The organism is Sphingobium sp. D43FB (genome assembly GCF_002312805.1).
Taxonomy (GTDB): Bacteria; Pseudomonadota; Alphaproteobacteria; order Sphingomonadales; family Sphingomonadaceae; genus Sphingobium.
Window position 1 is genome coordinate 157,954 of the sequence record NZ_NMUA01000001.1, and the last position, 12,851, is coordinate 170,804.

Here is a 12,851-nt window from a genome sequence, read left to right on the forward strand (position 1 = left end):
AAGTCAGCCGCGAAATCGTCCCTACCCCTTGATATGCAACACGCAGATCAGCGTGAACAGGCGACGCGCCGTATCGAAATCGACCGTAATCTTGCCCTCCAGCCGTTCGATCAGCATCTCCGCCGCATCATTGTGGATGCCGCGCCGGGCCATGTCGACCGTCTCGATCTGCTGCGGCGACGCATTGCTGATCGCCTGATAATAGCTGTCGCAGATCGCGAAATATTCGCGGATCGGCCGCCGGAACCGCCCCAGCCCCAGGATGATCGCTTCGAGCGCGCTGTCATCCTCGCGATTAATCTCGATCACCAACCGCCCGTCCTCGACGCGCAGCACCACCTTGTACGGCCCCATATAGCCGTCCGCATGGACCCGCTGCGGTGCGAAATGATTATCCTCCAACAGATCGAAGATCGCGATCCGCCGTTCCTGCTCGACATCGGCATTGCGCCACAGGATCGTGCGCTCGTCGAGCTTGATGTCTATGATGCGCGGATCGGCCATGGTGAAGGGCATAGTCAGTGCGGCGATGTGCGCCGAAAAGCAAGCGGGACTTATCCACAGATGGATTGCGCGCCAGCCCTTGCGCGACGCGCGCGACCGGAGGATGAGAGGCCCATGGTCGAACTATTGAAAATCACTGCCGCCGAAGCCGGTGGCACCGAACTGCCGCGCAATGTCGAAGCCGAAGCCGCGCTGCTGGGCGCGCTGATGATCGACAATCGCATTGCCGAGGATGTCCAGATCAAGATCAAGGCGGAGCATTTCTTCGAGCCGCTCCATGGTCGCATCTATGACGCGATCATGAAATTGCTCGATCGCGACATGATCGCCAACCCGGTGACGTTGAAGCCGATGCTGGATCAGGATCCGGCGCTCAAGGAACTGGGTGGCGCGGCCTATCTCGCGCAATTGACCGGCAATGGCGCGGCGCTCATTGGCGCGCGCGACTTCGCGGCGCAGATTTACGATCTCGCGCTATTACGACAGCTTGTCAGTGTCGGCCGAGAACTGGTTGAAAATGCGCTGGATACCAGCGAGGATGTCAATCCGCGCGAACAGATCGAAGCGGCCGAAGTCGCGCTCTACAAGGTTTCGGAGGGCGAAGGCGAAAGCGGCTCGGTCAAGAGCTTCCTCTCCGCCTCCACCGCAGCGGTGCAAGTGGCCGAACGCGCGCTCAACAGCGGCGGCCATGTGTCGGGCATCACCACCGGCATCAACAGCCTCAACGCCAAGATCGGTGGCCTCCACAATTCGGATCTCATGATCCTCGCTGGCCGTCCGGGCATGGGCAAGACCTCGCTTGCCACCAACATCGCCTATAATGCCGCCTCGCGCTGGCTGCGCGACAATGCGGACGGTATTCCGCCCGAAAAAAATATGGGCGCCAAGACCGCCTTTTTCAGCCTCGAAATGTCCGCCGATCAGCTTGCGACCCGCGTGCTGGCCGAACAATCGGGGATCAGCGGCGAAGCGCTGCGCATGGGCAAGATCAGCCGCGCCGACTTCCAGAATCTCTCCCGCGCCGCCCGCGAGTTGCAGGAACTGCCGCTGTTCATCGACGATACGCCGGGCCTCACCATCGCCGCGCTGCGCACCCGCGCGCGCCGCCTGAAGCGCCGCCACGACGTCGGCTTCATCGTCGTCGACTATCTCCAACTGCTCCAGGGCAGCGGACGCGGCAACGAGAATCGCGTGAACGAAATTTCGGAAATTTCGCGTGGTTTGAAGACCTTGGCCAAGGAATTGCATGTCCCGGTGCTGGCCCTCTCACAGCTGAGCCGCGCCGTCGAACAGCGCGAGGACAAACGGCCCCAGCTCTCCGATCTGCGCGAATCCGGCTCGATCGAGCAGGATGCCGACATGGTCTGGTTCGTGTTCCGCGAAGATTATTACATCGCCGCCAAGGAGCCGGGGAACAAGGAAAGCGCCGAACATACCGAATGGGCGCAGCAGATGGAGCAGATTTACGGCCTCGCCGAACTGATCGTCGCCAAACAGCGTCACGGCTCCACCGGCCGCATCCGCATGAAATTCGACGCCCGCATCACCCGCTTCTCCGACATCGCCGAAGACGGCTATCAGGATCTCGAATATGAGTAAGCGGCCCTTCGAACGTTTGAACCGTTCGCCCTGAGCTTGTCGAAGGGCCGTCCTTCTTGAGAAGAAGGATGGGGCTTCGACAGGCTCAGCCCGAACGGCTTTTTTTAAGCGCCCATCTTCGCGCGCGCCGCCACGCGCTTCTCCAGCATCGACAGCGGCATCGCGCCTTCCTCAAGAATGGCGTGAAACTGCTTGATGTCGAACTTGTCGCCCATCGCCGCCTGCGCCGCCGCGCGCGCCTTGGTCCATACGCCATGGCCGACCTTGTAACTGGTCGCCTGCCCCGGCTGGGTGCAATAACGCTCCACTTCCCGCTGGCAGCGGGCAGGGGTAAAGCCGGTCTTTTCCACCATATAGGCGGTTGCCTGCTCGCGGCTCCACCGCTTGGCATGGATGCCCGTATCGACCACTAGCCGCGCCGCGCGGAACAGGAAGGATTGCAGATAGCCCGCCCGGTCGAGCGGCGTGGCATAGCCCTTCAATTCGTCGGACAGCTGCTCGGCATAGAGCGCCCAGCCTTCGCTATAGGCGCTCATGAACGCGGTCTTGCGCAGCATCGGAATATCGCCTGCGGTCTGCGCGGTCGAAATCTGGAGATGATGCCCCGGCACGCCCTCATGATAGTTGAGCGCGGGCAGCGTATATTTGGGCCAATCGCCGATCGCCTTCAGGTTGATGAAGAAGATCGCGGGCCGCGACCCGTCCAGCGCCGCGCGATTATAATAGCCGTTCGATGCGCCATCCTGAATCTCCACCGGCACCGCGCGGATTTCCAGCGGCGTGTCGGGGATGGTCGAGAACGCTTGCGGCAATTTCGCCTGCATCAGCTTGGCTTCGGCATTGAGCGCTGCGATCAGGTCGCTGCGCCCCTGCGCGGTATCGGGATAAAGCTGCGACGGCTCGGCATTGAGCGCCGCCAGCCGTTCGCCGATCGTGCCCTTGCTATAGCCCGCCGCTTTCAAAATCGTGTCGAGCTGCCCGCTGATTTCCGCGACCTGCTCCACGCCCATCGCGTGGATTTCGTCAGCGCTCATGTCGGTCGTGGTCGCGCTTTTCAGCGCAGCGGCATAGATTTCGTCGCCGCGCGGCGTGCGCCAAATGCCATCGCCCGCAGCCGTACCGCCCTTGAGCGCCTCGATCGCGGCAATCTGCTCGTCCAACGCCGGGTAAATGGCCTTTTCGACAACAGCCGTCGCTTGGCCCTGCCAATCGCCCGCCACATTCTTGGCCGCAGCCCGCTTGACCAGCGATTGCACGATCGAACTGGACGCAGCAGGCTGATCACGCAGCTTGCGCATCTGCGCCAGCGTCAGATCGAGCGACCAGCCCGGCGCAAGATAGCCGCGCGCCGCTTCGTCCCGCTGGACCGCCGTGTCGGTCCGCAGGTTGCGGGCAAAAGCATCGAGCCGCGCGACATAGGCATCCGCGTCGGCGGCCGTGTTGATGGTATGCGCGGTGTTCAGGAAATCGGGGGTGGAGAAATAACTGCCGCCCTGCTGAAAGATGCGATAGGGGCGCACCGCGCTGTTGAGGCCAAAGGTCGCCGGTGCGACCGTCTGCTGCCCCAGCGAATAGAGGACCACCTCCAGATTGAGCCGCTGCGGATCGGACAGGCTGGCCGATTGGAAGCCCTCCAATTCCTTGATCGCCGCCTGCGTCATGCTCAGCCGCTTCATCATCGCCGACTTGCTATTGTCGTCCAACTGGCTCTTCGCCCCGGCGCGCGCGCCCTTGTCCAGGCCGAGGCTCGTGACCATGCCGGGCGACACATCGAGCTGCTTCTCGAAAATGGTGGCGAAGGCGGCGGAAAGCCGCGCATCGTCATTGCCCGCCATCTGCGCCAGCGCGCGCGGGCCGGCGGCGGCGAGGGCAATGGCCCCGGCGGAGGAGAGAAACAGGCGGCGATCCATGGCGATGACTCCCTTATGTCTTGCCTGCCTGTCTTACCCCGCTCCGCCGCCTCGTCCAGCCCCTTGTAACAATGTTGCGCGCACGCAACATCTTCGGTCATCCAATGCGGGGCCGTTCAGCCTTCGCTCTGCAACTTGTCCTGCGTCCGGGTCGCGAAGTCTCTCGCGTCATGCCGTTCGTGCAATTGCTCTTCCAACGGGCCATTTGCCTTGTTGACCATCCGCCCGCGCTTCACTGCCGGGCGCGCGTCGATCTGCTGCGCCCAGCGCACGACATGGGTATAGCTGGCGACGTCCAGAAACTCCGCCGCCTCATAGGCGCGGCCCAGCACCAGCCCGCCATACCAGGGCCAGATCGCGATGTCGGCGATGCTGTAATCATCGCCCGCCATATAGGCGTTGTCCGCCAGATGCCGGTCCAGCACGTCCAACTGCCGCTTCACTTCCATCGTGTAGCGGTTGATCGGATATTCATATTTTTCCGGCGCATAGGCATAAAAATGGCCAAAGCCGCCACCCAGCAGCGGCCCAGCCCCCATCTGCCAGAACAACCAACTGAGTGCAGCAGTGCGCTTGGCCGGGTCGGTCGGCAGGAACGCGCCGAACTTCTCGGCAAGATAGAGCAGGATCGCGCCCGATTCGAAAACCCGCTGCGGCGGCGACACGCTATGGTCCATCAGTGCCGGGATCTTGCTGTTGGGATTGACCGCCACGAAGCCGCTCGAAAACTGGTCGCCATCGCCGATCCTGATTAGCCAGGCATCATAGTCGGCGTCGGCAAAGCCCGCCTCCAGCAATTCTTCCAGCATGATCGTCACCTTCTGCCCATTGGGCGTGGCGAGCGAATAGAGCTGGAGCTTATGCTGGCCGACCGGCAGCGCTTTGTCATGGGTCGCGCCTGCGATCGGCCGGTTGATATTGGCGAACGCCCCGCCATTATCCTTGTCCCAGGTCCAGATGCGGGGCGGGGTATAGCTGTCGGTCATGCGGGGCTGGCTCCAATATCGTGAAAGGATGGGCCGCAGGTAGGGGGCGACCCCATCCCCTGCAACCGACAGCCATCAGGCTTCACAGGATTATTCCGCAGCTACCCGCACGACGAGAACGCTGACCGGGCTTTGATGCACGATCGCCGACGCATTGGACCCCAGCAGCTTCGAGGAGAAAGACGGTTCATGCGACCCGATCACGATCAGCGTCGCGCCGACTCGTTCGGCGGCGCTGATCACTTCATCGCGCACCCGGCCGCGCCGCGTGTCGAAATGGACCTGCCCCTCGGCAAGGCCGCCTTCGCTCGCCCATTGCCGCATCAGCGCCAGCGCCTCGGCCTCTTCCTTGATGTCGAGGTCGCGCCCCAGAAGGTCGGAATAGCGGGTGGGCATATGATAGCGGACATAGAGCATATGGACCGTCGTTTCGGGTCCACAAACAGCCGCCGCCGCATCGATCGCGGCGCGCGCGTGCAGTACGTCGTTGATGTCGATGGCAACGACAATCTTCGAATAGGCCATGATGCATCCTCCTTATGGTTCTCCTTCACCAACAGGCGGGCGGGGCAGGGGATGCAGCATTCACGAAAAATAACGGTCGCGACATGAAGGCGCGGCTGACGGCAACAGTCGGTCTATCCATCGCAGGGGACATGCCATGTCGCGCGGCAATCGCCATAACCCGGAAGCGGGCGCTCGGTTGCGCGGCCCCGTAAATTTTTCTGCGCGATCGCCTTGACGCATAAAAGCACCGCTCCATATTTACGGCGCTAGCACTCTCCTCCAGTGAGTGCTAACAGCAACGCAGTTCAAGGGGAGACGGACAAGGCGATTGCGGTTTTGCGGGGAAATCATCCCCGGATCGCGCGCCGGACCCATCCCAAATAGAAGGGAAAGGCAATCAACATGGCATTTCGTCCATTGCACGACCGTGTTCTCGTCCGCCGCATCGAAGCGGAAGCGAAGACCGCCGGTGGGATCATCATCCCCGACACCGCCAAGGAAAAGCCGCAGGAAGGCGAAATCGTCTCCGTCGGCACCGGTTCCAAGGCTGAAGATGGCAAGGTCACCCCGCTCGACGTCAAGGCTGGCGACCGCGTGCTGTTCGGCAAATGGTCGGGCACCGAGGTCAAGGTCGACGGCGAAGACCTGCTGATCATGAAGGAATCGGACATTCTGGGCGTCGTAGCCTGATTTTCGGTTCGCGATTTTCACATCCAGCAACGGTGTGAACTTCGCAATTTTGCACATTCTCGATAGAAGGTATTAAGATCATGGCAGCGAAAGACGTAAAGTTTTCCCGCGACGCTCGTGAGCGCATTCTGCGCGGTGTCGACATCCTGGCCGACGCGGTCAAGGTGACGTTGGGTCCAAAGGGCCGTAACGTCGTGATCGACAAGAGCTTCGGCGCCCCCCGCATCACCAAGGACGGCGTCAGCGTCGCCAAGGAAATCGAACTCAAGGACAAGTTCGAAAATATGGGCGCGCAGATGGTGCGCGAAGTCGCATCGAAGACCAACGACATCGCCGGCGACGGCACGACCACTGCGACCGTCTTGGCGCAGGCGATCGTCCGTGAAGGTATGAAGTCGGTTGCCGCCGGCATGAACCCGATGGACCTCAAGCGCGGCATCGACCTCGCGGTCATCAAGGTCGTCGAAGACCTCAAGGCCCGTTCCAAGCCCGTTGCCGGGACCAAGGAAATTGCCCAGGTCGGCATCATCTCGGCCAATGGCGACACCGTGGTTGGCGAAAAGATCGCCGAAGCCATGGAGCGCGTCGGCAAGGAAGGCGTGATCACGGTTGAAGAAGCCAAGGGTCTCGAATTCGAGCTGGACGTCGTCGAAGGCATGCAGTTCGACCGCGGCTACCTGTCGCCTTACTTCGTGACGAACCCGGAAAAGATGGCTGTAGAGCTGGCTGATCCGTATATTCTGATCCACGAAAAGAAGCTCAGCAACCTCCAGTCGATCCTGCCGATCCTCGAAGCGGTCGTTCAGTCGGGTCGTCCCCTGCTGATCATCGCCGAAGACATCGAAGGCGAAGCGCTGGCGACCCTGGTCGTCAACAAGCTGCGTGGCGGCCTCAAGGTTGCTGCCGTCAAGGCACCCGGCTTTGGCGATCGTCGCAAGGCAATGTTGGAAGATATCGCGGTCCTGACCAAGGGCGAAGTGATCTCGGAAGACCTGGGCATCAAGCTCGAAAACGTCACGCTGGCGATGCTCGGCACCGCCAAGCGCGTCACCATCGACAAGGACAACACCGTCATCGTCGATGGCGCTGGCGACCATGACTCGATCAAGGGCCGTACCGAGCAGATCCGTCAGCAGATCGAGAACACCACCTCGGACTATGACAAGGAAAAGCTCCAGGAACGCCTGGCCAAGCTGGCTGGCGGCGTAGCCGTCATCAAGGTTGGCGGCGCTTCGGAAGTCGAAGTTAAGGAACGCAAGGACCGCGTCGACGACGCGCTGCACGCCACCCGTGCGGCCGTTGAAGAAGGCATCGTTCCTGGCGGCGGCACCGCTCTCCTCTATGCCACCAAGGCTTTGGCCGGCATGAAGGGCGCGAACGACGACCAGACCCGTGGTATCGACATCATCCGCAAGGCGATCGAAGCGCCGCTGCGCCAGATCGCCCAGAATGCGGGCGTTGATGGTGCCGTGGTTGCTGGCAACCTGCTGCGCGAAAATGACGAAACCCGCGGCTTCAACGCCTCGACCGACGTCTACGAAAACCTCGTCGACGCTGGCGTCATCGATCCGACCAAGGTCGTTCGTGCGGCTCTGCAGGACGCGGCTTCGGTCGCTGGCCTGCTGATCACCACCGAAGCGGCGATCTCGGAAATGCCTGCTGACGACAAGTCGCCCATGGGCGGCATGCCCGGCGGCGGCATGGGCGGCATGGGTGGCATGGACTTCTAAGTCCTGCTTTCCACACGACAAAGAAGAGGCCGGTGGAGCAATCCACCGGCCTTTTTCTTGTCGTCACCTGTACCAAATTCATCCGGCGCTGGTTTCCTAATCTTTTGAAGTCGCTATGCTACCCATCCAAGCATCGGGCCAGATCGACAGGGGCATTATGAACGACCGGATGGTAAGACTTTGATGCGCGGTATCCTGTGCTGATGGAGGGGGGAACGCTCTTTGCCCGCTGGCCCGAAGCGGGGCCAGTGGCGGGGCTCGTCATGGTGCTGCTGTTGTTCGTGGCCTTTGCGATGGAGCGGTTTCCGCCCGTCGTCATCGCCGTGATCGGGGCCATCCTGATGCTGGTGACGGGCATGTTGAGCCCGACCGACCTGCTGACGGTCTTCGCCAATCCCGCCCCCATCACGATCGCGGCCTTCTTCATTTTGTCCGGTGCGCTCATCCGCACCGGCGCGATCGAGGCATTGGCCAGCCTGATGGTCTCCCGTGCCAAGGAACGACCCCGGCGCACGGTGGCGGAATTGCTGGGCACGGCCATGCTGGCCCCGGCCTTCGTCAACAATACACCCGTGGTGATGGTGCTGATCCCGCTGGTCAAGCGACTGGCGCGCACGGTCGGCATCGCGGCGACGCGCCTGCTCATCCCGCTCTCCTATCTCGCGATTCTCAGCGGCACTTTGACCCTGGTGGGCACCTCCACCAACCTGCTGGTCGATGGCGTCGCGCAGGAAAATGGTCAGGCGGCTTTCGGCATATTCGAAATCACCACGGTCGGCCTGGTCGCACTGGTGACCGGTGGCATCACTCTGCTGATCCTGGGGCCGATACTGCTGCCCAACCGCCCCGACAATGAACTCGATGTCGACAGCGACCGCCTCTACATCACTGAACTTTGCCCTAAATTGAAGGATGACGGGACGCGACTGGGCGATATCAAGGCGCTGCGTCGTGGCTCCGTGCGGGTGCTGGGGATCGCGCGCGGATCGCAGATCCTGCGCAACATCGACAATGATGCTATCATCCTGCCCTCCGACCGGGTCATCGTCGCGACGAGCGCACATGAATTGGATGCCTTGGCCCGATCGCATGAATTTGTTGTCGGGCTTCAGAATATCGGACGACCGATCCGGCTGGCGGCGGACGAACGGGACAGCATGGTGGGGCTGATCGGCATCACCCTTGCCCCGACTCATCCCGCCATCGGTCGGAAGCTGCGGGAAATACCCTTTCTGTCGAATCTCAGCGTCCGCATATTGGGGCTCAGCCGCCCGCGTCATGTGGCTGGGCCGGATCTGGTGAATGTGCGCCTGCGCGCAGGCGACAGTTTGCTGGTGGCTGCCGACGATCAGGCGGCGGCTGCGCTGCGCGACAATATGAATTTCATCGCGGAGGATACCAGCGGCGTCAGGCGCTATCGCCGTCGGCGCGCGCCGATCGCTGCGCTCACGCTGGGCATGGTGATCGTGGGAGCTGCCTTCAACATCATGCCGGTATTCGCACTGGCGCTGATCGGCGTCGCGATCGTGCTGGCAACCCGCTGCCTCGATGCGGAGGAGGCCTGGTCGGCGATCGACGGCAATGTCATCGTATTGATCTTCGCCATGCTCGCCATCGGCCTGGCGCTGGAAAAATCGGGCAGCGTGGCGTTGATCGTGTCCACCCTGTCGCCCTGGATGGCAGCGTTGCCACCGTTGGCACTCATCATCGCCATCTATGCCGCGACATCGGTGCTGACCGAAACCGTCACCAACAATGCCGTCGCCGTCATCATGACGCCGATCGCCATCGGCATAGCCGGGCAGAATGGCGTCGATCCGCGACCGCTGATCATCGCCGTGATGTTCGCAGCCTCCGCCAGTTTCGCAACGCCCATAGGCTATCAGACCAACACGATGGTCTATGCAGCAGCCGATTACCGGTTCAGCGATTTCGTCAAGATCGGCGTGCCGATGAACGTCATCGTCGGTCTGGCGACCTGCTTTGCCATCTACTGGCTGGTATAAGGGAGCGCTGACATCATGAATTCGCCTGCGCCAGACCATCCCTATCCCGCGCGCTGGGATAATATTCCCTTCTATCGCTGGTGGCGGAAATCCGTGGTCGGATCGGTCGATCAGGAAAAGGTCGTCGCCCGCATCGTAGAGGAAAGCGGCTGCACGCCGCGCTATCTCTTCATGACCATGATGTCGGCTGGCATCGCCGTTCTGGGGCTGCTCCTGTCGTCGCCTGCCGTCGTCATCGGCGCCATGCTCATATCGCCGCTGATGAACCCGATTCTCGGCCTGGGGTTCAGCCTGGCGCTGTTCGACTTTGCCGAACTGCGCCGCTCGCTTTCGGCCCTGGCGATCGGGGCGGGTGCGGCGCTGCTGTTCACGGCCTTCATCGTTCTCGTCTCGCCGCTGAAAGCACCCACGGCCGAAATATTGGCCCGCACCCGCCCCAATCTGTTCGATCTGCTGGTCGCCCTCTTTGCCGCTCTGGCGGGCACCTTCGCGATCATCCGCGGGCGCGGCGAAACCATCGTCGGTGTCGCCATCGCCACGGCCCTGATGCCGCCGCTGGCGGTTGTGGGCTTCGGCCTTGCGACCTGGAACATGCCGATCCTGGGCGGGGCACTCGCCCTGTTCGTCACCAACTTCGTGACCATCGCTTTGTCGGCGATGGTGATGGCCCGCTATTATGGGTTCGGCCATTATCTATCGAGCCAGCAAAGTTGGACTCAGACCGTGCTGCTCATGCTGGTCTTCGTCGTCATGGCCGTGCCGCTGGCCATATCCCTCAGCCGCATCGCGGGCGAAGCGGTGGCCGTCAATCAAATCCGTGCCTTCCTCTCCGATCGTTATGGAGCGGAGTCGCGGATCACCCAACTCGACGTCAATTTCGACCGAACGCCCCTTGCTGTGCGCAGCGTGGTCATAGCCCCCCGATCCCGCGCTGAAAGCAACGCCTTGCTGCAGACCGACCTTAGCGACCGGCTGGGCCGCCCTGTGGCGCTGCGTGTGGACCAAGTCCTGCTCGATCCGGGCGCAGGGTCGGTCGAAGCGCAACGGGCCGAATTGCAGCAGGCCAATGATGCGCTGGCCAATGACCGCAGCCGCGCCAACAGAGTGGCCGGGCTGATCGCGCTGGCCGCTGGCGTGGCCCCCGACGCCGTGACGATCGACCGCGATCATCAACGCGCGACAGCGACGGCGGCCCTGTTGCCGGGCGCCGACCTCGCTACCTATGGCGCGCTCGAACAGCGCGCCATCCAGTCCGTGGAGGGATGGGAGGTCGCCATTATTCCACCGCTCACGCCGCTGCCGGTCATCGCCTTTGCCGACAATGTGGACGCGCTCGACCCGAAGGCGCGGCAAGCCGTGCTGCTTTCGGCCTGGGCGGCAAAGCGTTGGAACAGTCCGCAACTGTCCGTGCCCGGCTTGCCGACCGATGCCCCCGAACGACCATCCTTGCCGCAACGCAGGGCGCTAGCAATCGCCGCCCTCCTCAAGGAACAGGGCATCGCCGCCATCGCCGCACCGGCATCGGGTCAGACTTTCCGGCTACAGATTGCTGCAGCCAACCTGCCCTAACGAAGCCGACGCCACCTATTTCTGAATGATGGCCTGGGCCACGCGGATATGGTGGCCATTGATCACCGTCCGAAATTACAGCGACGCGCCGATTGACCGGAGCGCACGGACCAGGGCATCGATGTCGTCCGCGCTGTTGAACAGGGCGGGGGTTATGCGCACGCAGGCGCCGCACGCTGGGCCGTTGCGCTGCACGGAGAAGATGCGATGCTCGTCGAGCAGGCGCTTGGCGATCGCGGCATTGGCGCTGGCGCTTGTGTGGTCGGTGTAGCGGAAAGAGGTTATTCCGCCGTGCAGGCGCGGGTCGGCGGGCGTCAAAATTTCCAGCCCGGACGTACCCCGCAGGGTTTCGGCCCAGCGATCGCGCAAATACTGCAACCGGGCGGCGCGAGCGGGACCGCCGATAGCGTCCTGAAAATCGAGGGCGGCGGGCACGGTTAGTTGCGCGGCGAAATCCACGGTGCCGGTGTGGACGCGCGCATAGGCGTTGGCGGCGAAGGGTGGCGCATTGCCGATGTCGGGATCGATCAGGTCCATCTTGGCCTTGCGGATGTAGATGACACCAACGCCAAGCGGGGCGCCCCACCATTTATGCAGATTGAAGCCGATGAAGTCGGCATCCAGGTCGGGCAGCGAGAAATCGATCTGGCCCCAGCTGTGTGCCGCGTCAACGATGGCATCGACGCCCCGCGCGCGGGCCATGGCGACGATCTCCCGCACCGGGATGACGAGGCCAGTGCGGTGGCTAAGATGGGTGAGCAGGATGAGGCGAACGCGGGGATTGGCCTTGAGCGCCTGCTCATAGCTGTCGATCAACCCCTGATGAGTCGCCGGTTCGGGAAGGTCGATGCGGACGACATCGACATTGCGGCTATGTTTCAAGGATTCGAAACAGGCCTGCATGCTGTCATAATCCAGATCGGCATAAAGTACGGCGTCGCCGGGTCGCAGCCGATTATAGCCGCCGATCAGGCTTTTGAGCGCTTCGGTCGCATTGCGGGTGAAGGCGATTTCGCTGGGATCGACCTGCATCTTGGCCGCGACGCGATCGCGCACGGCGATCAGGTCGGGCGTCAGGCCGCGCCGGGCATAATAGCTGGTCGCGCGATTGACCTGCCGGACCTTGGCCTCATAGGCTTCCAGTACCGGGCGGGCCATCATGCCCCAATTGCCATTTTCCAGCTGGATGATGTCGGGCACCACATCATAATGCGCTGCGATCTTGGCCCAATGGCTTTCGTCATCGGGCCGGACGGCGGCCGCCGTCGGCAGGGCGGCGTCGATCCGTCCTGCCAGCGGAGCTGCCGCCGTTGCCATCATCATCTGCCTGCGACTGATATCCATCGGGCC

At 62.4% G+C, this 12,851-nt stretch carries 10 protein-coding genes; 5 read left to right on the forward strand and 5 right to left on the reverse strand.

All coding sequences use genetic code 11. The features are described 5' to 3' along the window. Positions 1–21 precede the first annotated feature (21 nt). Positions 22–504, reverse strand: coding sequence for a UPF0262 family protein (locus SxD43FB_RS00735; RefSeq protein WP_096060742.1), 483 nt, complete (start codon positions 502–504; stop codon positions 22–24). Between the two features lie 114 nt (positions 505–618). On the opposite strand from SxD43FB_RS00735, the gene SxD43FB_RS00740 reads away from it, so the two are divergent. Then, positions 619–2,103, forward strand: a complete 1,485-nt coding sequence (locus SxD43FB_RS00740) for a replicative DNA helicase (RefSeq protein WP_037476023.1) — start codon at positions 619–621, stop codon at positions 2,101–2,103. Positions 2,104–2,207: 104 nt separating this feature from the next. Here SxD43FB_RS00740 and SxD43FB_RS00745 read toward each other — a convergent pair whose 3' ends face one another. From SxD43FB_RS00745 to SxD43FB_RS00755, 3 genes are all read right to left on the reverse strand, one after another. Then, positions 2,208–4,013 (reverse strand): DUF885 family protein, encoded by a 1,806-nt coding sequence (locus SxD43FB_RS00745; RefSeq protein ID WP_096060574.1) that lies wholly within the window; start codon positions 4,011–4,013, stop codon positions 2,208–2,210. Between the two features lie 116 nt (positions 4,014–4,129). After that, positions 4,130–4,999 (reverse strand): glutathione-dependent disulfide-bond oxidoreductase, encoded by an 870-nt coding sequence (gene yghU, locus SxD43FB_RS00750; protein WP_096060575.1) that lies wholly within the window; start codon positions 4,997–4,999, stop codon positions 4,130–4,132. A gap of 90 nt (positions 5,000–5,089) precedes the next feature. Further along, positions 5,090–5,524: a universal stress protein gene (locus SxD43FB_RS00755; RefSeq protein ID WP_096060576.1), complete on the reverse strand. Its 435-nt coding sequence runs from the start codon at positions 5,522–5,524 to the stop codon at positions 5,090–5,092. A 384-nt stretch (positions 5,525–5,908) separates the two neighbouring features. Between SxD43FB_RS00755 and groES the strand changes: the two genes are divergently transcribed. From groES to SxD43FB_RS00775, 4 genes are all read left to right on the forward strand, one after another. Next, complete coding sequence (groES, locus tag SxD43FB_RS00760) at positions 5,909–6,196, forward strand: co-chaperone GroES (protein ID WP_007704439.1); 288 nt, start codon at positions 5,909–5,911, stop codon at positions 6,194–6,196. A gap of 80 nt (positions 6,197–6,276) precedes the next feature. After that, positions 6,277–7,926, forward strand: a complete 1,650-nt coding sequence (groL, locus tag SxD43FB_RS00765; RefSeq protein ID WP_037476035.1) for a chaperonin GroEL — start codon at positions 6,277–6,279, stop codon at positions 7,924–7,926. 203 nt (positions 7,927–8,129) lie between these two features. Further along, positions 8,130–9,932, forward strand: a complete 1,803-nt coding sequence (locus SxD43FB_RS00770) for an SLC13 family permease (RefSeq protein WP_096060577.1) — start codon at positions 8,130–8,132, stop codon at positions 9,930–9,932. Positions 9,933–9,947: 15 nt separating this feature from the next. Next, a complete protein-coding gene (locus SxD43FB_RS00775) occupies positions 9,948–11,501 on the forward strand; it encodes a DUF389 domain-containing protein (protein WP_096060578.1) in 1,554 nt (517 codons plus the stop codon). Between the two features lie 75 nt (positions 11,502–11,576). Here the strand turns inward: SxD43FB_RS00775 and SxD43FB_RS00780 are convergent, their stop codons facing one another. Then, positions 11,577–12,845, reverse strand: a complete 1,269-nt coding sequence (locus SxD43FB_RS00780) for an aminotransferase class V-fold PLP-dependent enzyme (protein WP_096060579.1) — start codon at positions 12,843–12,845, stop codon at positions 11,577–11,579. Positions 12,846–12,851 lie beyond the last annotated feature (6 nt).

Coding starts and splice junctions, on each gene's coding strand:
- SxD43FB_RS00780 (WP_096060579.1), bottom strand. CDS start 12,845: ATGGATATCAGTCGCAGGCAGATGATGATGGCAACGGCGGCAGCTCCG.
- yghU (WP_096060575.1), bottom strand. CDS start 4,999: ATGACCGACAGCTATACCCCGCCCCGCATCTGGACCTGGGACAAGGAT.
- groL (WP_037476035.1), top strand. CDS start 6,277: ATGGCAGCGAAAGACGTAAAGTTTTCCCGCGACGCTCGTGAGCGCATT.
- SxD43FB_RS00775 (WP_096060578.1), top strand. CDS start 9,948: ATGAATTCGCCTGCGCCAGACCATCCCTATCCCGCGCGCTGGGATAAT.
- groES (WP_007704439.1), top strand. CDS start 5,909: ATGGCATTTCGTCCATTGCACGACCGTGTTCTCGTCCGCCGCATCGAA.
- SxD43FB_RS00745 (WP_096060574.1), bottom strand. CDS start 4,013: ATGGATCGCCGCCTGTTTCTCTCCTCCGCCGGGGCCATTGCCCTCGCC.
- SxD43FB_RS00755 (WP_096060576.1), bottom strand. CDS start 5,524: ATGGCCTATTCGAAGATTGTCGTTGCCATCGACATCAACGACGTACTG.
- SxD43FB_RS00735 (WP_096060742.1), bottom strand. CDS start 504: ATGGCCGATCCGCGCATCATAGACATCAAGCTCGACGAGCGCACGATC.
- SxD43FB_RS00740 (WP_037476023.1), top strand. CDS start 619: ATGGTCGAACTATTGAAAATCACTGCCGCCGAAGCCGGTGGCACCGAA.
- SxD43FB_RS00770 (WP_096060577.1), top strand. CDS start 8,130: ATGGAGGGGGGAACGCTCTTTGCCCGCTGGCCCGAAGCGGGGCCAGTG.